Here is a 21671-nt window from a genome sequence, read left to right on the forward strand (position 1 = left end):
AACTTGGCGAACTGGCTCATGCTGACGCGGCTACCGGTCGTCGGCATTGACGAACGTCAACTTCTGATGAGGTCGGAAGAGCGTTGTCCCGTTGCGCTTCGTCAATGCGAAGCCCGGAGCAGGACCTAATCTGAATCAACCATATCGTTGGATGTGGCTAACGTTTCGGGAAAGGAAGAACCATGTTCAGATCTTGGATTTTGGCTGCGACCGGTGTGCTGTGTGCGACCGCTGTTCTGGCTCAGGATGCATCCGATGAGTACGCGGCCGGGCGAGAGGAATATCTTGTCGCCTGCGCGGCGTGTCACGGCGAGAAGGCCGACGGCAATGGCGAGATCGCAACGATGTTCAAGGATCGTGTCCCGGACCTTACTGGAATCGCGAAACGCAATGATGGCACCTTTCCATTGCTCAAGGTGATCCAGTCGATTGACGGACGTGCGGTGATACGAGGGCACGGAAACCCCATGCCAGTATTCGGGAACCGGTATCGCGCAGCAGCGAACGGTGAAGGCGCGATCCTCGGAACTGAAGCAATCGTGCGCGGCCGGGTTCTGGAACTTGCGCTCTATATCCAGTCGATTCAGGAATAGACTGCCGTTCGGGCGGAAGTCGCTGCTTTTCAGGTTTTGACAGACAGCATCGGCATCGCTTTCCTGCGGTGCTGGCGTCGGGGTGACCGAAGCCGCGATGGTCGCAAAGCGCGCTACCTGATGCGGCCCGGTTCGTTCTGAAGCGTCAGATCTTCCCCTGCGGCGGCCAACAATGCCGGTCTGTCAATGATCTCGAAATGATAGGGGTCAACGATCCGCAAGATACCCTTGCGTCCAAACTCGTGAAAGGCACGGCTTAGGGTTTCCGGTCTGGCCCCCAGATAATGCGCCAGACCCTTGCGTGCCAAGGGGACATGCACCAGCATGGGATTGCCATCCTTCTTGAACTGTGATCGCCGCAGCAGGATCGTCAGGAAAGATGCCAGACGATTGACAGCCTTGCGGCCGCTGATCAGCAACAGCCATTCCCTTGCGGCGTCCATTTCGTCCAGTAGATGCACAAGAAACAGCCGTTCAGCGTCTGGGTTCTCGCGTAGAACTTGCTCGAAGAGCCCGCGCGGAAAGGACAGCGTCCGGACCGGGGTCAAAGCCTCGATCCGGTAGTTGGACGCCCCATCGAATATTCGGCCATAAATGTCGGTCGGCACAAGAAGTCCGATGATGTGCTTCTTGCCGTCCTCCAGGTTCTGGACCATCGACAGCATTCCGTTCAGCACATAGCCGATCTCTTCGGAATGCACGCCGCGTTCGACAACGATCTCGCCCAGTTCGACATCCCGCAGCGTCGCAAGTTCCAACAGCCTTGCGGTCACCTCTTGCGGCAAAACCTCCAGTAGCTTTTCCAGCAAACCGTTGCTTTGGCCGATGCTGGCCTTCAGGGAAAGATCAGCTTGTTTTTGGTTGGGCATTTCCGAACCCTCTACTGCGGATTGATGCGTAGCCGCGGGAAATGCACCGTTCCTGAGACTGATGTTTAACCATAATACAGTAGTCATCGGTTATCGTTGACGTCGATCAATGCGCCACAGGCTCACATGCTTACGCTTGATTTGGCAGGTTCGGACGATTCTCTGTCTGTGCTCGCTTGCTGATTCGTCGAATGCAGTTTCGACGTGGTGGGCCTGCCATGTCCTGCTGCGTCAGTGCTTGTAGAACTGGGGATGCGTGATGGAATACCAGTCCACTGTGACGGACCACTCGGGTGAGGGTACCGTTGCTTCTGTCTTGGCTGACATGCGACAGACAGCAAGACGGGTGAGATGCAGCCTGCCGACCGGAACCTCGATGCTGTGCGGCAATGCAAGACATCGCGAAGACCGGGCAGCCGACAGTGAAGTGATTGTGGGGGGCGCCCCCAGTAGGGATATCTGGTTCATCAGGTCCGGCATCCTGCGGCTGCAATGCCATGCTTATGATGGACGGCGGCAGATCCTGTCACTTTTCCTGCCCGGAGAAGTCGTCGGCTTTGAAGGCGAGTTTCGGGAAGGGGTCAGCGTCGAAACCGTGACGCAAAGCGGTTTGTGCCGCATTGACCGGCGGGCGTTCGATGCAATCCTGAACGGGAACGACGAGCTGCGTGCCGAGCTGTTTCGCCAGAAGCAGGATCAGCTTGATCGGTTGCACTGGCTGACCTGGTCACTGGGTGCGCTGAGCCCTGATGAAAGGTTCGCCGCTTTTCTGGCGATGTCCACCCGGTTCATGCCTTGTGACCCGCTTCCCGATGGCACCACGATCCTCTCGATGCAATTGCCTCGGGCCGATATCGCAGACCTTCTGGGAACGACCGTCGAAACGATTTGCAGGATCAACCGCAAACTGTCCGAAAGCGGTGTCATCGAGATCAAGGATCCTTCGCATTTCAGAATTCTTGATCTGAAGCAGTTGATGGCGCTTGGCCAGATCGAGGGCGGCCTTGACAGGATGGTCCGCGGGATTGTCGAGCGGCGCAGCCGTCTGGACGACCTTATGGGGCCAGCCTCTGGCAGTGCGGTCTGCAACTGCGGAAGCTGAGCCTGGCCATTGACGCCAGTCAATGACCTGTACGCCAGTTTGTGGCCAGATGATTCCAGTTTGAAACCGCCAATTGGAGGAACTCAGATGTCCGAAAAGAAAACCGAGATTGAGGTAAAGCGCGAACCGGCCCCTGCTGTCGGCGCGCCGATGCCGGATTGGGAGCCGCTGCGCGCGTTGCGCCATCAGATCGACCGCTTGATGACCGATTTCGAATGGCCGGACCTTCGTCATGCGTGGTCGCGCAAGCCCACCATCCCCCCGAGTGCCTGGCCCGCGTTTGGCGTGGCTATACCGGCGGTCGATCTGGTCGAGCGTAACGGCGGCTACGAGTTGCAGGCCGAGCTGCCGGGCCTGAGCGAGGACCAGATCGAGGTCAAGCTGTCGAATGGCATGGTAACGATCAAGGGGGAAAAGTCGTCCGAACGCGTCGAGGATGACGACGATTATCACCTGCGCGAACGCAGCTTCGGGTCTTTCCAGCGATCCTTCCGCGTGCCCGCCAATGTCGATGCCGACAAGATCGAGGCCCGGTTTGACAAGGGGGTGCTGAAGGTCACCTTGCCCAAGTCCGCAGCCGCAATCGAGAATGAGCGCAAGATCAAGGTAAAAGCGGCCTAGGCTTTCACTGTCCCATCCCCAACAGTGCCAAGGACGCTTTCAAGGGCCGCGTGTGCTGCGGCCCTTGTTTTTTCGCCTGTGCCGTTGGCGTCGAGACTTACCCAGCGCCCAGTGACATCCACCGACTGCGCCGTAGCGGCTTGCGCCATCACCACGGCGGCATCGGCATCCGATGCATCGCCCCGGCGCAACGTCACCCGCTGGATCAGAACGGGCTGCGGGGCCGTCAGCCAAAGTCCGCAAAACCCGACGCCAAGGCGCGCGGCAAGCTCCTCGGCAGCACCGCGCTGTGCCTGATCCAGAAAGGTGCCGTCCAGAATGACGCTTCGGCCCGCCGTCAGCATGGTGTCGGCGCGGGCCAGCATCCGGTCATAGATCGCCCCGCGCGCGGTTGGCGCATAATCGACACGGGCTGCCTCAGCCTTGCGTTCGGTGTCGGTGCGCAGATGCACGGCCCCCGGGCAGGCCCCGATGGCCGCGGCCAGATCGCGCGAAAGAACCGTCTTTCCGGTGCCGGAAAGCCCGCCCACGACAATCAGCACCGGCCTTGCCCAGTGAAGATACCCGACCGCCTGCGTCAGATAGAGCCGGGCCTCATCACTGGACGCCCCGGTTTGGCCAGTTGCCTGATCGGTCTGCAAAAGCACCATCGCCCGAATGGCAGCGCGCACGGACAGGAACAACGGCAGCGCCGACAGCCCGGTGTCTTCGGCCCCCTTTGCCGCCAACAGATAGGAGGTCATCGCGATGTTGGCCTGCCGCACAAGGCCACGATGGCAAAGGTCCATCAGCAGGAACGCAAGATCGTAAAGCACGTCGCAGGTGGCCAGACGTTCGTCGAACTCGAGCGCGTCGAACAGCACCGGCTGCTCTTCGATCAGCAACAGGTTGCGCAGATGCAGATCACCGTGCACCCGCTTGACGTGACCTTGCGCCGCGCAGTCCCGCAAGATCGGGGCCAAGGTGGACAGATGTTGCCGCGACCGATCCAGAAAGGCACCGACCAGACCGCCACCGACGTCCTCCGCAAGCGGGGTCAGCACACGCCCCAGTTCGGCAAGAATGTCGCGGATGAGATCATCCCCCCGGTCTTGCAGCACCGGACAGGTGGCGTGGAATTGCCGGACTGCCTGCCCCAGCGCCTCGGCCACCGCGTCGGTCAACCTGCCGCTGGCGGCGACCGCCGTCATTTCACAATCGGCAGCAAACCGGCGCATCCGCAACGCCCACTCCACCGCTGGCCCGGCCCCGTTCAGTTCAAGCCCGCCATCCAAGGCCCGCGTGACCGGAACCACGTCGCGGTAGATCATCGGTGCGGTTGGCCTGTTCAGCGACAACTCGCGGTTCAGCAGGGCATGGCGAAGGTCCGGCGTGGACTGGTCAAGGTAGTCATAACGGACGGCACGTTTGATCTTCAGCGCAACATCGCCACAAAGGAAGACATGCGCACAATGGGTCTGAACGTGTTCAACGGGGCCGGGGGCGGCAAATGCCCTGCCTGACTGCAGGAAGTCGATCACCTCGCTTTGCGCGTCGCCAATGGTTTTGGACATATCGGATTCCTTGCCTCGCTGACGGGTCCACTCTGCACATTCCATCGTTTTGGCGGCCTCTGCCTTGACCGGTATCAACCGATGCGCGCTAACCTTTGGGTCAGGTCTGCCGATCTGGCGGCGCCCCTGATCGCGGCCAGGCAGACTGACGCTGCCGTTGACGGTCGCGCGGTTGCAAAGGTTTGCTCAAGGTTGGGCCCTTCCCCGTTGATCAAGGTCAATGTCGCCTGATCGGCGCTTCACTAGACTTGCCATCAGGCGGCTCTGACCTTGGGATCAGGCCACACGCGGGTTTGGGCGAGAAAAAATAGCAAAGGCATCTGGAATGGCCCGAAAATCAAGTGACCGCGCGGCTGACCAGGAAACAGTGTCAGCGCCCTTGCTGCTGACGGTGGCGGATCTGCAACTTTGTTGTGACCCCGCGCTGCTGGATTTCGACGACACCTCAACCCTTGAGCCGCTGCCGGGGTTGATCGGCCAAGAACGTGCCTTGGGCGCGATCAAACTTGCGGCCAGTATCGCACATGCGGATTTCAACCTGTTTGTCCTGGGTCCAGTCGGCGCAGGCAGGCATTCCGCCGTGCAGACCCTGCTTGAGGTCGAGGCGGCCGGGCGGCCAGTTCCGCCCGATTGGGTTTATGTGAACGATTTCGCCAACCCGGATCGTCCAAAGGCCATTGCCTTGCCGCCTGGCACAGCACGGCCCCTGCAAAAGGCATTGGAAGCACTGGTGGACGACCTTGCCACCGACATCCCCGCGCTTTTCGAGTCCGAGCAATACCAGACCCGCCGAAACGCGTTCGAGCAGCGGCTTTCCACACGCAAGCAGGATGCCTTTGAAAAGGTGGTGAAGAAGTCACAAGACCGCAACGTGACGATCATGCGCACGCCGATGGGCTTTGCGATCGCCGGCCTGCGCCACGGCGAGGTGATCAAGCCGGATGACTTTGCCAGCCTGTCGGACGCAGACCGCAAGGCAATCGAAGACGCAGTCAGCCTGACCGAGAAGGATCTTGAGAAATACCTCAAGTCGATTCCGCGGCTGGAAAAGGACCACCGGGCGGCTGTTGCCTTGCTGAATGCAGAAATGGCCGAGCAGGCGGTGGACGAAGCCCTTGAGGGTGCGCTGCAGGCCTTCGGAGCCATCGAGGCGCTCAAGCCGTACCTGGCCGCCTTGCGGACCGACCTGATCGAGAATGCAGAGATATTCTTGCGGGAAGGCAACGGCCAGCAAGAGGGGCCCTTTCCAGCAGCCAGGGTCCGCATTCATGACGAGCCGACCTTTCACCGCTACGCCGTCAATGTGATGGTGTCCAACGATCCCGCGACAACGGCCGGGGTGCCGATCATCACCGAGCCGCTGCCTTCGCTGTCGAATCTGGTCGGCAAGGTGGACCACATTTCAACGATGGGCGCGCTGGTCACGGATTTCACCCTGATCCGGTCAGGCGCGCTGCACCGGGCGAATGGCGGCTATCTGATCCTTGATGCGCTGCGCGTCCTTGGCGAACCTATGGCCTGGGAGGCGCTGAAGCGCTGCCTGGAAACCCGAGCGATCCGGATCACCTCGTTCGCCGAGATGCTGAGCCTGATTTCGACCAGCACGCTGGAGCCAGAGCCGATCCCGCTGCAAGTGCGGGTGGTGCTGGTCGGCGACGCGATGGTGCAGCTGCTTCTGACCCTTTATGAACCCGACTTCAGCCGGTTTTTCAAACTCGCCGCCGATTTCAGCGACGACATGCCCCGAACCGCAGAAAGCGTCGGGCTGTTCGCCCGCATGGTCGCCGGGGCCTGCAAGCGCAACAGCCTTCGGCCGGTCAGCCGCGACGGGGTTGCAGCGCTGATCGACGCCGCGGCCCGGGCGGCCGACGATCAGGGCCGGATGTCGCTGCGGATCGGGGCGCTTTGGGATCTGTTGCGCGAGGCTGACTTTCTGACCGCATCCAGCGGCGAGCCCGTCATTGACGCCCACCAGATCGCCGCCGCCCGCGCGGCGGCAGAGCATCGCGTCGACAGGGTGCGCGAGCGGCTGCAAGAGATGATCCACCAAGGCACGCTGATCGTGGCCACCTCGGGCAGCACGGTCGGTCAGGTCAATGGCCTGACCGTCACCAGCAGCGGTATGTTCAGCTTCGGCCTGCCGGTGCGCATTACGGCCCGGGTGCGGATGGGCACCGGCAAGGTCATCGACATCGAACGCGAAGTAAAGCTGGGCGGGCCGATCCACTCCAAGGGCGTGCTGATCCTGTCTTCCTACCTTGCCACGCATTACGCGGGCGACGTGCCACTTTCCCTTTGGGCCAGCCTGGTGTTCGAGCAGACCTATGGCGGGGTCGAAGGCGACAGCGCCTCGGCCGCCGAGCTTTGTGCGCTGTTGTCGGCACTTGCGGGAATACCGATCTCGCAGTCTCTAGCCATCACCGGGTCGATCAACCAGATGGGCGAGGTTCAGCCGATTGGCGGGGTCAACGAAAAGATCGAGGGCTTCTTCGACACCTGCAAGGCTGTGGGTCTGACTGGCCAGCAGGGCGTGCTGATCCCCCGTCGCAATGTCAGAAATCGACATCAACCTTTCCGGCGTTTTCTATGGCATGCGTTTTGCCATTCCAGAGATCGAGAAGGCGGGAGGTGGCGCAGTCGTCAACGTGGCGTCGATCCTCGGCTCTGTGGGCTTTGCCAATTCTAGTGCCTATGTCAGCGCCAAGCATGGTGTTCTTGGCGCGACCAAGAGCGCAGCACTCGAGCATGCAGCCGGTGGCGTCCGTGTCAATTCGGTGGGGCCGGGCTTCATCCGAACGCCGCTCGTGGCAGATGCGCTTGATGAAGCGACGCTGAAGCTCCTTGAGGGCAAGCACGCACTGAACCGGCTTGGACGCTCCGAGGAAGTCGCGGCGCTGATCGTCTTCCTACTTTCGGACCGCGCCAGCTTCATCACCGGATCGTATCATCTGGTCGATGGCGGTTATACAGCACAGTAATGCGAAGCTCCCTTGCGGCGCGACAGCCTGCACTGACGACAACGCCTTGAGTCTAAGGCAAAATTCTCGTTGACAAAGCTGCCCCCCTTGATCTACCCCTTGATAATCGAAGAATTGCGCCCGGAGGATAGCCCTCGCGGGCGCTTTCGTTTTTACCATATCGCGGATCCCGTTTCAGCCGTTGGCATCGCCCAGCGCGCTTCGGCACGTCCGCCTGCCCCAAATGAGAATCGCCGATGGACCTCGTCTTTGCGCCAAGCCAGATCGAGACCTGGTCGATTGATCGGCTGCGCCCCTATGCCCGCAATGCCAAGATCCACGGCACCGATCAGGTGGCCAAGATCGCCGCCAGCATGGCGAAGTTCGGCTGGACGGTGCCCTGCATGGTGGCGGACGATGGTGAGCTGATCGCAGGGCACGGTCGGGTGTTGGCGGCGTCCATGCTCGGACTGAAGGATGTGCCGGTGATCCGGCTCAGCCACCTCGACGAGGCTGAACGCCGGGCCTACCGGATCGCCGACAACAAGCTGACCGAGTTGGGCGAATGGGATGAGGCGATGCTGCGCGACGAGATCGCGGGGCTGCTGGCCGAAGATTTCGACCTGTCACTGCTTGGCATCACCGACGAGGATTTGGACGCCCTGTTGCGTGATCCTGATCAGGTGGACGGCGGTGCCGTCGAGGGCGAGGACGACATTCCGGAACCGCCGATCACGCCGGTGTCGTTGGCGGGTGACCTTTGGCAGCTGGCGTCGCACCGGCTGATCTGCGGTGACAGCACGTCCTCGGACGTCGTAGGGCGGTTGCTTGGCGATCTGAAGCCGCTCCTCATGGTGACCGACCCGCCTTATGGCGTGGAATATGACCCCTCCTGGCGCAACCAGGCGGGCGCGGCCAAGACCAAACGCATCGGCAAGGTGCTGAACGACGACCGTGCCGATTGGCGGGAAGCGTGGGCGTTGTTCCCCGGCGACGTGGCCTATGTCTGGCATGGCGCGCTCCATGCCACCACCGTGGCCGAGAGCTTGGTGGCGGCAGGTTTCGCCGTCAGGTCGCAGATCATATGGGCCAAGGACCGGCTTGTGCTCAGCCGCGGCGATTACCATTGGCAGCATGAACCTTGTTGGTATGCCGTGAAGAAGACCGGCAAGGGCCATTGGGCGGGGGACCGCAAGCAGACCACCCTGTGGCACATTTCCGGCAAGGACCAAGACGCGACCACCGTGCACGGCACGCAAAAGCCGGTGGAATGCATGCGCCGCCCTATGCTGAACAATTCCAGCCCGGGCCAAGCCGTGTATGAACCCTTCATGGGATCGGGCACCACGCTGATCGCGGCGGAAACCATCGGCCGGGTGTGCTTCGGGATCGAATTGAACCCGGCCTATGTAGATGTCGCCATCGAGCGCTGGCAGAAATTCACCGGCGCGAATGCCGTCCTCGCAGAGACGGGCGAGACCTTCGCCGACTTGAAGGCGAAAAGACTGGCTACATGACGAGGCCCTGTTGGCACTGGCCGTCAACAAAATGGGGAGCAAAACGTTTCGCTACGATGACCAAGGATCCCGGTTGTGTCTTGACCATCCCTACATCGGACGCGACACTTTGCCGACCGAAACAATGACGACGCCGATGGCAGAGGATGCAAAACGTGACAACAGATCTTCAAGTGGTACCTGCACGACGCGGCCGAGCAGTTTGCGTTGCCAAAGGAAAAGCCATTCAAATCATCAATACACACGGCCAACAGGTTGTGGACACTTGGTGCTTCAATGCCGATGACCTGTCCGAATTCATGTCGATGGAGCATCTGCACGGAACGCTCCAGGGCATCTTTCCTGCAAAAGGTGATGCACTGACGACAAACCGACGGCGGCCGATCCTGCTTCTGGAAGAGGACACCTCACCCGGGCGCCATGACACCATCATCGCAGCCTGCGATGTGCACCGCTATGCCATGCTAGGGTGCCGGGAGTATCATGACAATTGTACTGACAATCTGCATGCTGCCTTGGCGCAGCTGGGTCTTCGCGCGCCCGACTGCCCGGCTCCGCTGAACCTGTGGATGAACATCCCGGTCGGCTCCGATGGCAAGATCATCTGGGGCGAGCCACTCAGCAAACCGGGAGACTTTGTTACGCTGCGCGCTGCAATTGACTGCGTCGTGGTCATGTCTACCTGCCCTCAGGACATGATCCCGATCAACGGGGCGGACTGCAAGCCGACAGAGGTTCATTACCGCTTACTCGACTGAGACCAGATGAGCGATTTGCGCGGGCGTCATCCGCATGGTCTTCTTGACGAGCTACGAACTGTTCGCAGGAGGAACGCACATGAACAGAATGGTTTATGTTGGCCTGGATGTCCACGCTGACACGATTGCGGTGGCTATCGCAGAGGATTGCCGCGACGGGGAACTGCGGTTTTTCGGGATTATTCCGAACACCGCAGAGTCTGTGATTCGCCTGACCCGAAGTCTCACAGTTTCTGGCAGCATTGTCAGTTTTTGCTACGAGGCCGGGCCATGTGGCTATGGCCTTTATCGCCATTTGACAAAGCTTGGGTTCGAGTGCGCGGTTGTTGCCCCTGCGATGATCCCGCGCAAGGCGGGCGACCGGATCAAGACAGATCGTCGCGATGCCGAAATGCTAGCACGATTGTGGCGTGCAGGGGAGCTGAGCCCGATCTGGACGCCCGACGAAGAGCAGGAGGCGATGCGGGATTTGATCCGCGCCCGTCACCAGGCGATGGAGGCTCTGAAAGTGGCCAAGCAGCAGTTACTGAGCTTCCTGCTGCGCCATGGGTTGCGATATCAAACTGGCAGCTATTGGACCCTACGTCACCGGCGTTGGCTGGCTGAATTGCGGCGGTTTCGCTTTGCGCACCAGCAACTTACCTTCGAAGAGATGAAGCGCGTGATCGCTCAGATTGAAGCGAGAGTTGCAACCTTGGACCGAACAATCGAGGCCGCAATCAAGGACTGGCATTTTGGTCCTGTCGTCGATGCTCTTCTGGCGCTGCGCGGGGTGAACACCATTATTGCTGCGACAGTTGTTGCCGAAATAGGGGATATCGCGCGGTTCGAAAATCCACGCCAGTTGATGGCCTGGCTTGGCCTCGTCCCCAGCGAGCATTCCAGCGGCTCCAGCACAAGGCGCGGACGCCTGACCAAGGCCGGAAACGCTCTGGCCCGGACCATGCTGGTCGAGGCGGGTTGGTCATATCGGCATCCGCCCAAGGAAGGGCAGCCATATCTCAAGCGCTCGCAACACTTGCCTCAGCAGATCCGCGACATTGGCTGGAAGGCGCAGACCCGCCTGTGTGCCCGCTTCCGTCATCTGGCACGCCTGGGAAAGCCGCAGCCACGGATACTGGCGGCCATTGCCCGTGAATTGGCCGGATTCATCTGGGACATCGCCCGCAAAACACCCCTTCCGGCCTGATCCATCAGACATTCTGCCTGTGTAGGACGCTGGAGATGGCGGCCATTGATAGGGGAACCCTCGGCGTACCCTGGGATAAATATCCGGCCTTAGAGAGAGGCGAGCCCACATCGAATATGGTCAGGCGGTAACCAATCCGCGGATGAGAGTATGATAACCATCGGTTCGGACCACCGTCTTCAGCGCCAGCACAGGCTATAATCTTTGACCAACCCGCACAATACGGGTAGTCTTATCTTGTCCAGAAAACCAAAAACGCTCATGAGAGGGTACGATAAATCATGCAGTCTCGCGGATAATCCGGTATACTCTCCCCCTGCCCTCATACTTCGTCGAGGTCACGGTCAGGCCCAGCTTCTTGCTCAAAGCGCCCGAAAGCGCGCCCCGCACGGTGTGGGCCTGCCAACCTGTCGCTGCGATGATCGCATCAATGGTCGCACCGTCGGGCGCTTGCAGCAGCGCGATCACCATCGCTTGCTTGGTCCCGGGGCGCGGGATCGGCTGCCTTGGCGCGGACGCTTCCGATACATTTTTCCGGATCGCGGCCATAGTCTGGGTGACCACCGGTTGAATCCCGATCGCGAGCAGACCCGCGTCGGTGACCACCACTGTGGTGCCGTGGCCATCACCGGTTTCACGCCAGAGCGGCTCGCCCCGGCGCAGGTTGGCATCGACCTCTTGCAGCCAGCCGCGTTCGATCATCTTGTTGACAGCCATCTTCGCCGCCGCACCAGCTAAACCCTTGGGCAGTGGCATGGCGATGTTGTCGGGGCGCTTTGCTCCGGCGCTCAGGACAATGGTCTGGGTTTCGGTCAGTTTAATCATTGTGGACTCCTTTTTCTGGTCGTGTTCAGCACGGAAGGTTGTGGTGCGGCGGGTGTGTGCTCCTGTTCAGCGGGTTGCGGCCTGGCCAGCGGCGAAGGCCGCTTCCAGTGCGGCGCGGATCGACCAGACCGCGACATCGTGGAAGTCGAGGCCGTCGCTGTTGCGGGTTTCAAGTGTCTCTAGGAAGAAATGCTTGGCGGCGATTTCCAGCAGCAAGGCTTCGCTGGGGGCTTTGGCGGGGGCTGCGGTCTTGGCGGTCATGGCGTGGTCTCCGGGGGTGAGCGGCATCGTTCTCGTGTAATCAGGTTCGCTCTTCTTCGAAGTGCAATCAACTGAATAACTAGCAATTTCATTGCCTTAAGCATGGCGGATGGTAGCATGGACGGCATGAGCGAACGCGAGTATTCCGCCCATTCCGGCCTCTCGCGCGGAGCGATCCAGAAGGCCCGCAAGGCCGGGCGACTGGTCGTATACGGCGATGGATCGATCAATGCTGCTGCATCTGATGTGCGCCGTGGCGACATGACAGACCCGGATCAGCAGCGTCGGTCGACTGGTGGCGACAGCGGTTTTTCCGGCCCCGCCGACAGTTCATCCTATCTGAAGGCCCGGACTGCCCTGACCGTCTACCAGGCGCAAGAACGCCAGCTGGCGATCCAGAAGAAGAAGGGCACGCTGATCGACCGGGCACGGGCGGAGGCGCTGGTGTTCCGCCTGGCGCGGCAGGAGCGAGATGTCTGGGTGACATGGCCCGCCCGGGTGGCGGCGCTAATGGCGGCCGAAGTGGCAGCGGAGGTGGAGCAACAGACCAACAAACCGGTGATGATCGAGGCCGCGATCCTGCAAAGGGTGCTGGAAACCCATGTCAGAGAACAGCTCGCCGCCCTCGCCGACCTCCGCGTCTCCCTGGGATGATGACGACGACCTGACTGCCGACCTGGACCTTGGCTTTGAGGGCGCGGAAGACATCCTGCGCACCTGGCGCCGGGGCATGCGGCCCGACCCGGACCTGACAGTGTCGGAGTGGGCCGATCAACACCGCTGGCTGTCGTCGCGCGCCAGCGCCGAGCCGGGACGTTACCGGACGGCGCGCACGCCATATCTGCGCGAGATCATGGATGCGCTGTCGCCGCGGCATCCGGCCCAGCGCATCTCGTTCATGAAGGCCGCGCAGGTTGGCGCGACTGAAGCGGGCAACAACTGGATCGGCTTCGTGATCCACCATGCGCCGGGCCCGATGCTGGCGGTGCTGCCGACAGTCGAAATGGCCAAACGAACATCGCGCGGGCGATTGGACCCGCTGATTGCGGACAGTCCTGCCTTGCGCGAACGGGTCAATCCGGCCCGTTCGCGCGATGCAGGCAATTCGATGCTGTCCAAGGAATTCCCGGGTGGCATCCTGGTGCTGACCGGTGCCAACTCGGCCACCGGCCTGCGCTCGATGCCCGCGCGCTATATCTTTCTTGACGAGGTTGACGCCTATCCGGCCTCCGCCGACGAGGAAGGCGATCCAGTCACGCTGGCAGAAGCGCGCACCACGACATTCTCGCACCGTCGCAAAGTGTTCATGGTCTCGACCCCGACGATCCGGGGCCTGAGCCGGATCGAGCGTGAGTTTGAAGCCAGCGATCAACGCCGTTACTTCGTGCCCTGCCCGCATTGTGGGGCGATGCAGTGGCTGCAGTTTGAACGGCTGCGCTGGGCGAATGGCCAACCGGAAACGGCAACTTATGCTTGCGAGGGGTGTGAGAAACCTATCGCCGAGCACCATAAGACCCAGATGCTGGAACAAGGCGAATGGCGGCCCACTGCCGTTTCTGTCGACCCGCATTCGATTGGCTTCCATATCTCGGCGCTCTATTCGCCGATGGGCTGGAAAAGCTGGGCGCAGATCGCGCGAGACTGGTTGGCCGCCCAAGGCTCCGACGAGATGTTGCGCGCCGCCCGCAACACGCTTCTGGGCGAGACTTGGGTCGAAAGCGGCGACGCGCCCGAATGGCAACGCCTGGCAGATCGTCGTGAGGTGTTCGCCGCGACGGTGCCTCACCTTGGCCTGTTCTTGACCGCCGGGGCCGATGTGCAGAAGGATCGGATCGAGGTCGACGTCTGGGCCTGGGGCCGGGGTTTGGAGTCCTGGCTGGTCGAACACATCGTCATCGCGGGTGGTCCGGAGGATCCGGCGGCTTGGGACAAGCTGACCGCGCTCCTCGGTCGGACATGGACCCACGAAAGCGGTGCCGTCATGCAGCTCTCCAAACTGGCGATCGACACCGGTTATGAGGCCCCGGCAGTTTACGCCTGGTCGCGCGTTGCGGGTTACGCACAGGTCACCCCGATCAAGGGGGTCGAAAGCTTCAACCGGTCAACGCCAGTGTCCGGTCCGACTTTTGTCGACGCCACTATCGGCGGCAAGCGGCTGCGCAGGGGTGCGCGGCTCTGGACCATCGCGGTATCCACCTTCAAGGCCGAGACTTACCGGTTTCTGCGCCTTGAACGGCCATCGGATGAAGACCGCGCGCTGGGCGTCTGTGACGCGGCTGGCACGATGCATCTGCCCAGCTGGGCCGACACCGAATGGCTGAAGCAGCTGGTCGCCGAACAGATGGTGACGGTGCGCAACAAGCGCGGCTTTGGCCATCAGGAATGGCAGAAGATGCGCGAACGCAACGAGGCGCTGGACTGCCGGGTCTATGCCCGGGCTGCGGCGTGGATCCTCGGCGCGGATCGGTGGGACGAGGCAACCTGGCGGTCGCTGGAATCCCAGGCGGGCGTGGAAACCAAAGTGATCCCCGCACCTGAAGTCATCGAGCCGACGGCGCCGACGGCTGGAACCGTGCTGACACCCCGCCGCCGCCGATCTGGCGCGGTGACCCCGAAATACATGAGGTAGCGACAATGACTCTGGCGGAAATGCAGGCGCTGCTCAGCGCCCTCCTTGGCATGCGCTTCGGTGGCGTGCGGTCGATCACCTATGATGGGCGGCAGATCAGCTATGGCTCGGACGCTGAACTCGCGACGGCGATCTTCGATCTGGAACGGCGCATCGCAGCGGCCGACACCACGGTGACGCGGGCGCGGGTGTCCCGGCCCTTCGCCAGCAAGGACTTGTGATCATGGTTTCGACCAATTGGCGAACCCGCCTTGGCGCATGGGTCGGCGGCTTCGGCATGCCGGGCGGGTTTGATGCCACCTCCGGCCAGCGCCGCCTGAAAGGCTTTGTTACCTCGCGTGCCCATGTCAACGCGCTGATCGCAGCCTCCGGGCCGGAGATGAACGCCCGGGCGCGCTGGCTGGTGCGCAACAACGGCTATGCCGCGAACGCTATTGAGTCGTGGGCGGCCAACACAGTCGGCGATGGGATCAGCCCGAACTCGTCCATCTCACAGGCATCGCGCAAAGATGCCGTGCAGCGGCTGTGGCTGGCCTGGACCGATGATGCGGACGCCGAAGGACTGACCGACTTTTACGGGTTGCAGCGCCGCGCCGCCCGCGAAGTGTTCATGACTGGCGAGGTCTTCTTGCGGTTTCGGCCTCGCCGACCGGAGGATGGGCTGGTCGTTCCCCTTCAAGTGCAGATGCTGCCGTCGGAAATGCTGCCCCTCAACCACAACGCCGTGGACGGCAATAGCAACGTCATCCGCCAGGGAATCGAGTTCGACCGGGTCGGGCGGCGGGTGGCCTTCCACTTCCTGCGCCGCCATCCGGGCGACAGCACCGATCCGGGGCTGGCGGGCGAAACCGTCCGGGTACCAGCCTCCGAAGTGCTGCATGTGATCGACCCGGTCGAAGCTGGGCAACTGCGTGGTGTGTCGCGCTTTGCCCCTGCTATCGTGAAGCTGTTCCTGCTGGATCAGTACGATGACGCCGAACTCGACCGCAAAAAGGTGGCGGCGATGTATGCGATGTTCGTAACCTCGCCTGCGCCTGACAATCCGCTCGCGCCACCCGATGAGGAGTATGAAGTGGCACCGGGCCAGGTTGTCCGCCTCGATCCCGGCGAGGATGTGACGGTTAGCGCACCGGCGGACTCCGGCGCAACCTATGAGCCGTTCCAGTATCGCACGCTGCTGCAAATCTCGGCCGCACTGGGCATCCCCTATGGGTATCTCAGCAATGACGGGGCGAAGGGCAACTTCTCGAACTCCCGGCTGTCGCTGATCGAGTTCCGCCGACGGGTCTCGGCCTGGCAGCATTCGGTGATGGTGTTCCAGATGTGCCGACCGGTCTGGGCGCGGTTCATGGACACAGCGGTGTTGGCCGGTGCGCTTCGGTTGCCCGGCTATGATCGACGCCGCGCCGAATATCTCGCCTGCAATTGGCTGCCCACCAAATGGGATTGGGTCGACCCCCTGAAAGACGCCAATGCCGAGATTGCCCAGATCGAAGCCGGGTTGAAATCCCGCACCCAAGCCATCGCCGAGCGCGGTTATGACGCCGAGCAGGTCGACGCGGAAATCGCACGCGAACGCGACCGAGAACGCAGGCTGGGCCTCGACTTCCGCCGTCCCGGATCGCCCGCGCAGGCACCGGGTGTAGTGGACCCGAACGCTGATCAGAATGCATCTGATCAGAACACGCAGGACCAGAATACGTCCGATCCAAACCAGGACCCAACCCAAGACACTGCCCCATAGGAGGCGAGATGATGTTTCATGCTCAAATCGCCCAGCGGGCGTTCAACACGCCCCTGCTGGTCGAGCCGTCAAAGGCCATGGCGTTCCTCTCCGGGCTTGGGCCGCGCATCACCGGGCGGCAATTGCGGCTGGCCGGGATTGAGGTCGCACCCGAAGATATGACCCATGCGGCGCGGCCCGCTCGGGCCGGGATCCTGACCAATGGCCTGGCTGAGCAATATCAACAGGATGGCCAGACACCCTTTGCGATGGTCGATGGTGTGGCCGTGATTGAAGTCTCCGGTGTGCTGGTGCATCGCGGCGCATGGATCGGGCAGTCGTCCGGGCAGACGTCCTATGAAGGCATCGCTACCCAACTTGCCGTTGCCGCCTCGGATCCTGCCGTGCGTGGTATCGCGCTGGAGATCGACAGCTTCGGCGGTGAGGTGGCGGGCGTGTTCGATCTGGCCGATGCCATCCGCTCGGCAAGGGGTGCAAAGCCGGTCTGGGCGTTCGTCGCCGAACATGCCTTCTCGGCGGGTTACGCGTTAGCGTCGCAAGCTGACCGTATCATCCTCCCGCGCACTGGGGCGGTCGGCAGCATCGGCGTGGTGGTAATGCATGCCGATCTCAGCGGCCAGCTTTCCGATGCGGGCGTCACCGTCACCCTGATCCATTCCGGCGCGCACAAGGTCGACGGCAACCCCTATGCGCCCCTGCCCGATCCAGTGCGCGCCCGCATCCAATCGGAAATCGACGCAATCCGCATGCTTTTCGCCCAGACCGTCGCAGCCGGTCGTGGACGCTACCTCAACGCCGAAGCAGCGCTGGCCACCGAAACCGAGTGCTATCGGGGCGCTGATGCCGTGGCGGCCGGGTTGGCCGACGAAGTCTCCGACCCGGCATCCGCCTTTGCCACCTTCGCCGCTGCCGTGAATGGGCGCGGCCCGATCCGAAGTGCTGGGCCCAGACGCGCCCAACAATCCCACCTTTCCAAGGAGTCGATGATGAAACCCAACGCAACCACCGCGACCGAAGCCCCTGCCAACGATGAAACTGAGGATCAGGCCGTGCCAGTCACGGTCGTGCCGTCTCCCGTCCCGGCTCCTACGCCCGCGCTTGCTCCTCCCGCACCTACGCCCAGCGAGGCCGTGGCCCTCGTGCGCGCTGAAGCCGCGGAACTGGCCACAGTTGGCGCACAGGCGGTGCGGCTCGGTGTGAACATCGATGTGGCCGAGGCGGTGCAAAAGGGCATGACACCGGGCCGCTGATCCGCTCGAGCAATGGCTTCTGGCTGGCGATCCCATTGCCCGCCGCTGGAAAGGCGCTGGGTGGCAAGCGCATCACCCCGGCCATGTGGGAGAAAAAGACCGGCCTGCGCCTGCGTTTTGTCTATCGCAGCCGGGGGCCGAGTCTTTTGGTGGCGGATGCGGTGCGGCTGAACACGCGCGGTCAGGCGGCAGTCTCCAAGTCGAAAACCGGGAAGGGTCAGGTGACTGCACCGATCTTCCTGCTGGTGCGACAGGTTAAACTGCCGAAGCGGCTGGATCTAGCGAGGGATGCAGAACGGGCGCTGGCAGCCATTCCGGGCAGCATCGTGCGCAACTGGGTGAACGGGCGGATCGGCCATTGACCGCTATATGGACGAAGCGGTCGTTCGCCGCGCTGAAAAACGGCGCGGCGGGCCAGTATGCTCCGGGTTCACGGCCCGATCCGCCCAGCCCCAGGCGTGTCCGCAACCGAAGACGCCGCTCGGGACGAAAAACACTTGTCCAGTGGGCGGCTTCAGCCGACATTGTTGTCAACCAGCAAGCCACTTGGGGAATGTCGCTAGTTGAACCAAAGGAAATAGGCCAGCATTCCCCCGCCAAGCAGGTCCATCCCCGTGCCAAACGTCGAACCCGGCGCCAGCGGGCCGGTTTCGATATAGGGAATGGCACCCGGGCCGGTCAGGATCAGGACCGGGTCCAGCGTGCGCGGCTCTTCGAACATCCGGCGCAGGTTCAGCCCCTTGGTCGCAGGGAACCGCCAGTGCGCCAGCAGCAAGCGCCCCTCCAGCACGCCCTCTGCCTGATCGAGAAAATCCATCCAGCCCGCCACGGTGGCTTCGGTGACCTTCAGGTTCGCAAATGGCCCGGTCTGATGCGGTCCGGGCACCCATTCGCCCGCGTCATCGGTTTCGGCCCGGATCGAGACCCAGCTTTCGCGGCTGAGCCGGATCATCGACAGGAAATGCATGCGTGCGGAAAGCAGGCGCTTTGGCTCCAGCACTGGCCAGTTGAACAGATGCACGAAGGCCACGATATCGCCAATGCCGCCTTCGTTGCGCCACTGCCCTAGCAACCTTCCCTCCAGCAAAGCTGCGGACGGAAGACCTGCCTTGGGAAAGGCCTCTTGAAAGGTCTGATTGACCGTTTCGGTCCAGTCATGCGCGAGCAGGATATCGGTGATCCCGGCCAGAAGATGGGCATAGCCGCGCAGCCAGGTCACATCGCTTTCGTCAAAGCCGACCTTGGGAAAGCTAGGACTCAAGTCGGTGCCAGAGATGGCGTAGACCAGCGATGGCAGCGTTTCATTGTGGCCAACCTTTCCATCGCGGTTGTAGTCAAAGGCAATGCCCTGAACCGTCAGCGGCAGGGACACAGCCCCTTTCGGCACCAAAGCCAGCGTTGCTTCGGCCTCCAGCAACTGGTCATCGAAGTCATCCAGAATCTGACGGAACGCCAGCGCGGTGAAGCGCTTTTTCAAGTCAAGGTTTACGCCGACTGGCAGGCGCAGAAAGGGCAGGTCCGTGATCTCGGCGTAGTAATCAGGTGTCCTTGCCGTCGTCAGCCCGTAGTCATAAAGCGCCTGACCCAGCCCCTCGACCGCACCCAGAAACTGCGCTGTGCCCAGCGCGAACTGCGCCTGCGCATCGCGCGGGCTGGCGGTAAGACGGTCTTGGGCAAGGGCCTGTGCCGCGTCGATCTGGGCGCTGTCCAGCAAGGTCTGAAACTGGCTTTCGAACGCGGAATCGCCAAAAGAGGCAGTCGTGAAAAGGCTGGCCATGACTCCGGCAAGGGCCAGACGCATTGGTATTCTCGCCATTTTATCCTCCAATTTAACGGACAAGATGGCCATGTCTGGATCGTTTTTCAGAGAATCGCGATGATCTAGGTCAGCCGATGCCGCATTGCCCCGCAACTGTGCCTTACAGCACGCGCCCAGCCAGCAGTCGGGGCAACTCGCCGCTTAATCCGGCCTGAGTCAGGCCACGGGGGAAGCTCTTGCCCACGCCAAAGGCGTAGGCTCTGCGATTGTGCACGCCTCGGTCGATCCGCGCGAGATCAGGACGCGGGCAAAGCTCACACAGGCCCAGATGGCCCCGCTGATGGGCATGAGCCGGTCAGGCACCGGAGTGGGAACATGGCCAGAGGCGCGTCAGCGGCCCCGCTGCGGCGCTTCTGCGGGTGATCGAAACTTATGAGGTCGGCCATATGATGGCGGCGGCCCCATATGATAGCCCGGCCCCCGTCTGTGGCGGCCGCAACCCCACCCGGCTGCCAAGCCCGGAGTCTGACGATCCGCACCGGAAACCCGCGATGGGTTGAGTGCGAAGGTTCGCTGTGGCGGGCACGACCGTCGGCTAAGGGCTCCTTGCGGTCGTTGGCTACGCCATCAGATTTGGAAAGACCAAATGCCCAGCATCCGCGAAACCATTCTAGCCGCCCTTCACGCGCGGCTGCAAACCCTTGCCGTCTCAGTGCTGCGTGGCGAAGTGCTGCCCGAACGCATTCCTGCCACGGGCCTGATCATCCTGCGCGACGGCAAGCCGGGCGATCCGGAGGTCACGCTGTCGCCGCTGACTTATTTTTACGAACACCGGGCCGAGCTGGAGGTGGTGATCCAAGCCGGAACTGGACGCGACGCCCTGTTCGATGCGTTGACGGCCGATATCGGCGCGGCACTGGCGGCAGACCGCACGTTGGGTGGTCTCTGTGACTGGGTCGAAGCGGAAGCGCCGGAGCCAGTCGATCTGCCGATTGACGGCGCTGCAGCGCTGAAGGCGGCGGTGATCACCATCGTGCTGCATTACGCGACAAATGACCCACTGACCTGATTTCCCTCACAAAAGGATACTGACATGGCACGCGCACAAGGAGCGCGGGCGCAGATGGCGCTTGCGTTCGAGACTGTTTACGGCACCCCGCCGGGGTCCGGTTTTACCCAGATGCCCTTCATCACCTGTTCGCTGGCGGCCGAACAGCCGCTTCTGGCCTCGGAACTGCTGGGCTATGGCCGCGATCCCCGCGCGCCACTGTTGGATGCGATTACCACGGACGGCGATGTCGAGGTGCCGATCGATGCGGTGGGTTTCGGCTTCTGGTTGAAGGCGGCCTTCGGCGCACCAACCACCGCTGGCACGGTCGCTGCAACCGGGGCGATCACCTTCTCGGCGCAACCAGCCGTCAACAGCACCCTTACGATCAACGGAACCGTGTTCACCTTCGTGGCGTCTGGCGCGACCGGCAATCAGGTCAACATTGGCGCCAACTTGGCGGCGACCATGCGCGAGCGCGAGATTCTGATTTTGATCGGTTCTTCGCAGATCTGTTGGGCGCGCTGGGCTTCGCCGCCAACACCGCCCTCCCCGCTTGGTGGCAGGGATCGCCAGCACGGCTCCATGTGCAGCGCTGGCGGGATGACCTCGGGCTGAGTGAAGTCCGCATCATCGAGACCGCAACTGAAAGCCGGGGTGATCATCCCAACCCGCCTGATGGGCCAAAAGCCCTCGACCGGTTCATGGAACGGGCCGCCCAGCGCGATGCACTTGCGGTGGCAGCAAGTGCCAACAGCAAGAAAGCCAAGCGTCAGCGCAAAGCCGCGCAGAAGCCGATGCCCAGCGATGACGAAAAGGCCGCGTTCTACGCGGCCAAGGTGAACTCAGCGGAATATTTGCCGCCCGGAATGATCACCAGTTCGATCTGCGGACTGATGCTGGCGCGCGGCCTTGTCACGCCGGAACACCTGCAGCAGCGGCTGGAGCGGTGAATGGGCTGGTGTCACGTCCCCGGCACGGATTGTCCCTCTGCGC

The 21671-nt window shown here is 62.2% G+C and carries 21 protein-coding genes and 1 pseudogene; 17 read left to right on the forward strand and 5 right to left on the reverse strand.

Features of this window, described 5'->3' with window-relative positions:
- Positions 1 to 182 precede the first annotated feature (182 nt).
- Positions 183 to 593, forward strand: a complete 411-nt coding sequence (locus Q7V03_RS20590; RefSeq protein WP_304927462.1) for a c-type cytochrome — start codon at positions 183 to 185, stop codon at positions 591 to 593.
- Positions 594 to 706: 113 nt separating this feature from the next.
- Here Q7V03_RS20590 and Q7V03_RS20595 read toward each other — a convergent pair whose 3' ends face one another.
- Entirely contained in the window at positions 707 to 1462 is a 756-nt protein-coding gene (locus Q7V03_RS20595; RefSeq protein ID WP_304927463.1) for a Crp/Fnr family transcriptional regulator, read from the reverse strand.
- A 259-nt stretch (positions 1463 to 1721) separates the two neighbouring features.
- On the opposite strand from Q7V03_RS20595, the gene Q7V03_RS20600 reads away from it, so the two are divergent.
- Both Q7V03_RS20600 and Q7V03_RS20605 read left to right on the forward strand, forming a co-directional pair.
- Complete coding sequence (locus Q7V03_RS20600; RefSeq protein ID WP_304927464.1) at positions 1722 to 2564, forward strand: Crp/Fnr family transcriptional regulator; 843 nt, start codon at positions 1722 to 1724, stop codon at positions 2562 to 2564.
- A gap of 87 nt (positions 2565 to 2651) precedes the next feature.
- Positions 2652 to 3185: an Hsp20/alpha crystallin family protein gene (locus tag Q7V03_RS20605; protein WP_304927465.1), complete on the forward strand. Its 534-nt coding sequence runs from the start codon at positions 2652 to 2654 to the stop codon at positions 3183 to 3185.
- Here Q7V03_RS20605 and Q7V03_RS20610 read toward each other — a convergent pair.
- Positions 3182 to 4738, reverse strand: coding sequence for an AAA family ATPase (locus tag Q7V03_RS20610; RefSeq protein ID WP_304927466.1), 1557 nt, complete (start codon positions 4736 to 4738; stop codon positions 3182 to 3184). The genes Q7V03_RS20605 and Q7V03_RS20610 overlap by 4 nt on opposite strands.
- A gap of 640 nt (positions 4739 to 5378) precedes the next feature.
- Between Q7V03_RS20610 and Q7V03_RS20615 the strand changes: the two genes are divergently transcribed.
- The 5 genes from Q7V03_RS20615 (at position 5379) to Q7V03_RS20635 (ending at position 11159) form a co-directional block, all read left to right on the forward strand.
- Complete coding sequence (locus Q7V03_RS20615; RefSeq protein WP_370651179.1) at positions 5379 to 7424, forward strand: Lon protease family protein; 2046 nt, start codon at positions 5379 to 5381, stop codon at positions 7422 to 7424.
- Entirely contained in the window at positions 7330 to 7716 is a 387-nt protein-coding gene (locus Q7V03_RS20620; protein WP_370651180.1) for an SDR family NAD(P)-dependent oxidoreductase, read from the forward strand. Before Q7V03_RS20615 ends, Q7V03_RS20620 begins: the two co-directional genes overlap by 95 nt.
- A 236-nt stretch (positions 7717 to 7952) precedes the next feature.
- A complete protein-coding gene (locus Q7V03_RS20625; RefSeq protein ID WP_304927467.1) occupies positions 7953 to 9212 on the forward strand; it encodes a site-specific DNA-methyltransferase in 1260 nt (419 codons plus the stop codon).
- A 146-nt stretch (positions 9213 to 9358) separates the two neighbouring features.
- Positions 9359 to 9970 carry a DUF1989 domain-containing protein gene (locus Q7V03_RS20630; protein WP_370651181.1) on the forward strand — a complete coding sequence of 204 codons (612 nt, stop codon included), beginning with the start codon at positions 9359 to 9361 and terminating at the stop codon, positions 9968 to 9970.
- A gap of 79 nt (positions 9971 to 10049) precedes the next feature.
- Positions 10050 to 11159: an IS110 family transposase gene (locus Q7V03_RS20635; RefSeq protein ID WP_304927469.1), complete on the forward strand. Its 1110-nt coding sequence runs from the start codon at positions 10050 to 10052 to the stop codon at positions 11157 to 11159.
- Between the two features lie 279 nt (positions 11160 to 11438).
- On the opposite strand, the gene Q7V03_RS20640 is transcribed toward Q7V03_RS20635, so the two are convergent.
- Both Q7V03_RS20640 and Q7V03_RS20645 read right to left on the reverse strand, forming a co-directional pair.
- Positions 11439 to 11984 (reverse strand): DUF3489 domain-containing protein, encoded by a 546-nt coding sequence (locus Q7V03_RS20640; protein WP_304927470.1) that lies wholly within the window; start codon positions 11982 to 11984, stop codon positions 11439 to 11441.
- A 66-nt stretch (positions 11985 to 12050) separates the two neighbouring features.
- Positions 12051 to 12245: a hypothetical protein gene (locus Q7V03_RS20645; RefSeq protein WP_304927471.1), complete on the reverse strand. Its 195-nt coding sequence runs from the start codon at positions 12243 to 12245 to the stop codon at positions 12051 to 12053.
- Between the two features lie 117 nt (positions 12246 to 12362).
- Between Q7V03_RS20645 and Q7V03_RS20650 the strand changes: the two genes are divergently transcribed.
- The 6 genes and pseudogenes from Q7V03_RS20650 to Q7V03_RS20675 all read left to right on the forward strand — a co-directional run.
- A complete protein-coding gene (locus Q7V03_RS20650) occupies positions 12363 to 12899 on the forward strand; it encodes a hypothetical protein (protein ID WP_304927472.1) in 537 nt (178 codons plus the stop codon).
- A complete protein-coding gene (locus Q7V03_RS20655; RefSeq protein WP_304927473.1) occupies positions 12847 to 14874 on the forward strand; it encodes a phage terminase large subunit family protein in 2028 nt (675 codons plus the stop codon). Before Q7V03_RS20650 ends, Q7V03_RS20655 begins: the two co-directional genes overlap by 53 nt.
- 5 nt (positions 14875 to 14879) lie before the next feature.
- Positions 14880 to 15095, forward strand: a complete 216-nt coding sequence (locus tag Q7V03_RS20660) for a phage head-tail joining protein (RefSeq protein ID WP_304927474.1) — start codon at positions 14880 to 14882, stop codon at positions 15093 to 15095.
- A 2-nt stretch (positions 15096 to 15097) separates the two neighbouring features.
- Positions 15098 to 16618, forward strand: coding sequence for a phage portal protein (locus Q7V03_RS20665; RefSeq protein WP_304927475.1), 1521 nt, complete (start codon positions 15098 to 15100; stop codon positions 16616 to 16618).
- 11 nt (positions 16619 to 16629) lie between these two features.
- Positions 16630 to 17868, forward strand: a complete 1239-nt coding sequence (locus tag Q7V03_RS20670; RefSeq protein ID WP_304927487.1) for a S49 family peptidase — start codon at positions 16630 to 16632, stop codon at positions 17866 to 17868.
- Positions 17850 to 18230, forward strand: a pseudogene (locus Q7V03_RS20675) (DUF6441 family protein); the annotation flags it as partial. The gene Q7V03_RS20670 and the pseudogene Q7V03_RS20675, both read left to right, overlap by 19 nt.
- 197 nt (positions 18231 to 18427) lie before the next feature.
- On the opposite strand, the gene Q7V03_RS20680 reads toward Q7V03_RS20675, so the two are convergent.
- Positions 18428 to 19684 carry a hypothetical protein gene (locus Q7V03_RS20680; protein WP_304927476.1) on the reverse strand — a complete coding sequence of 419 codons (1257 nt, stop codon included), beginning with the start codon at positions 19682 to 19684 and terminating at the stop codon, positions 18428 to 18430.
- Positions 19685 to 20273: 589 nt separating this feature from the next.
- On the opposite strand from Q7V03_RS20680, the gene Q7V03_RS20685 reads away from it, so the two are divergent.
- From Q7V03_RS20685 to Q7V03_RS20695, 3 genes are read left to right on the forward strand one after another with little or no spacing between them, the layout of a single operon-like run.
- Positions 20274 to 20696, forward strand: a complete 423-nt coding sequence (locus Q7V03_RS20685; RefSeq protein ID WP_304927477.1) for an acyl-CoA transferase — start codon at positions 20274 to 20276, stop codon at positions 20694 to 20696.
- Positions 20697 to 20720: 24 nt separating this feature from the next.
- Positions 20721 to 21293 carry a phage tail tube protein gene (locus tag Q7V03_RS20690; protein WP_304927478.1) on the forward strand — a complete coding sequence of 191 codons (573 nt, stop codon included), beginning with the start codon at positions 20721 to 20723 and terminating at the stop codon, positions 21291 to 21293.
- A complete protein-coding gene (locus tag Q7V03_RS20695; protein WP_304927479.1) occupies positions 21263 to 21628 on the forward strand; it encodes a hypothetical protein in 366 nt (121 codons plus the stop codon). The genes Q7V03_RS20690 and Q7V03_RS20695 overlap by 31 nt, the downstream gene beginning before the upstream one ends.
- Positions 21629 to 21671: the final 43 nt, after the last annotated feature.

Origin of the sequence: Cypionkella sp. (assembly GCF_030652235.1) — a bacterium.
Lineage (GTDB): Bacteria > Pseudomonadota > Alphaproteobacteria > Rhodobacterales > Rhodobacteraceae > Cypionkella.

Bases quoted from the DNA above. Each gene is read 5' to 3' on its own strand.
- Q7V03_RS20670 (WP_304927487.1), top strand. From the start codon at position 16,630: ATGTTTCATGCTCAAATCGCCCAGCGGGCGTTCAACACGCCCCTGCTG.
- Q7V03_RS20655 (WP_304927473.1), top strand. From the start codon at position 12,847: ATGTCAGAGAACAGCTCGCCGCCCTCGCCGACCTCCGCGTCTCCCTGG.
- Q7V03_RS20600 (WP_304927464.1), top strand. From the start codon at position 1,722: ATGGAATACCAGTCCACTGTGACGGACCACTCGGGTGAGGGTACCGTT.
- Q7V03_RS20645 (WP_304927471.1), bottom strand. From the start codon at position 12,245: ATGACCGCCAAGACCGCAGCCCCCGCCAAAGCCCCCAGCGAAGCCTTG.
- Q7V03_RS20640 (WP_304927470.1), bottom strand. From the start codon at position 11,984: ATGATTAAACTGACCGAAACCCAGACCATTGTCCTGAGCGCCGGAGCA.
- Q7V03_RS20685 (WP_304927477.1), top strand. From the start codon at position 20,274: ATGCCCAGCATCCGCGAAACCATTCTAGCCGCCCTTCACGCGCGGCTG.
- Q7V03_RS20660 (WP_304927474.1), top strand. From the start codon at position 14,880: ATGACTCTGGCGGAAATGCAGGCGCTGCTCAGCGCCCTCCTTGGCATG.
- Q7V03_RS20650 (WP_304927472.1), top strand. From the start codon at position 12,363: ATGGACGGCATGAGCGAACGCGAGTATTCCGCCCATTCCGGCCTCTCG.
- Q7V03_RS20635 (WP_304927469.1), top strand. From the start codon at position 10,050: ATGAACAGAATGGTTTATGTTGGCCTGGATGTCCACGCTGACACGATT.
- Q7V03_RS20595 (WP_304927463.1), bottom strand. From the start codon at position 1,462: ATGCCCAACCAAAAACAAGCTGATCTTTCCCTGAAGGCCAGCATCGGC.
- Q7V03_RS20625 (WP_304927467.1), top strand. From the start codon at position 7,953: ATGGACCTCGTCTTTGCGCCAAGCCAGATCGAGACCTGGTCGATTGAT.
- Q7V03_RS20690 (WP_304927478.1), top strand. From the start codon at position 20,721: ATGGCACGCGCACAAGGAGCGCGGGCGCAGATGGCGCTTGCGTTCGAG.
- Q7V03_RS20605 (WP_304927465.1), top strand. From the start codon at position 2,652: ATGTCCGAAAAGAAAACCGAGATTGAGGTAAAGCGCGAACCGGCCCCT.
- Q7V03_RS20590 (WP_304927462.1), top strand. From the start codon at position 183: ATGTTCAGATCTTGGATTTTGGCTGCGACCGGTGTGCTGTGTGCGACC.
- Q7V03_RS20630 (WP_370651181.1), top strand. From the start codon at position 9,359: ATGCAAAACGTGACAACAGATCTTCAAGTGGTACCTGCACGACGCGGC.
- Q7V03_RS20680 (WP_304927476.1), bottom strand. From the start codon at position 19,684: ATGGCGAGAATACCAATGCGTCTGGCCCTTGCCGGAGTCATGGCCAGC.
- Q7V03_RS20610 (WP_304927466.1), bottom strand. From the start codon at position 4,738: ATGTCCAAAACCATTGGCGACGCGCAAAGCGAGGTGATCGACTTCCTG.
- Q7V03_RS20665 (WP_304927475.1), top strand. From the start codon at position 15,098: ATGGTTTCGACCAATTGGCGAACCCGCCTTGGCGCATGGGTCGGCGGC.
- Q7V03_RS20620 (WP_370651180.1), top strand. From the start codon at position 7,330: ATGCGTTTTGCCATTCCAGAGATCGAGAAGGCGGGAGGTGGCGCAGTC.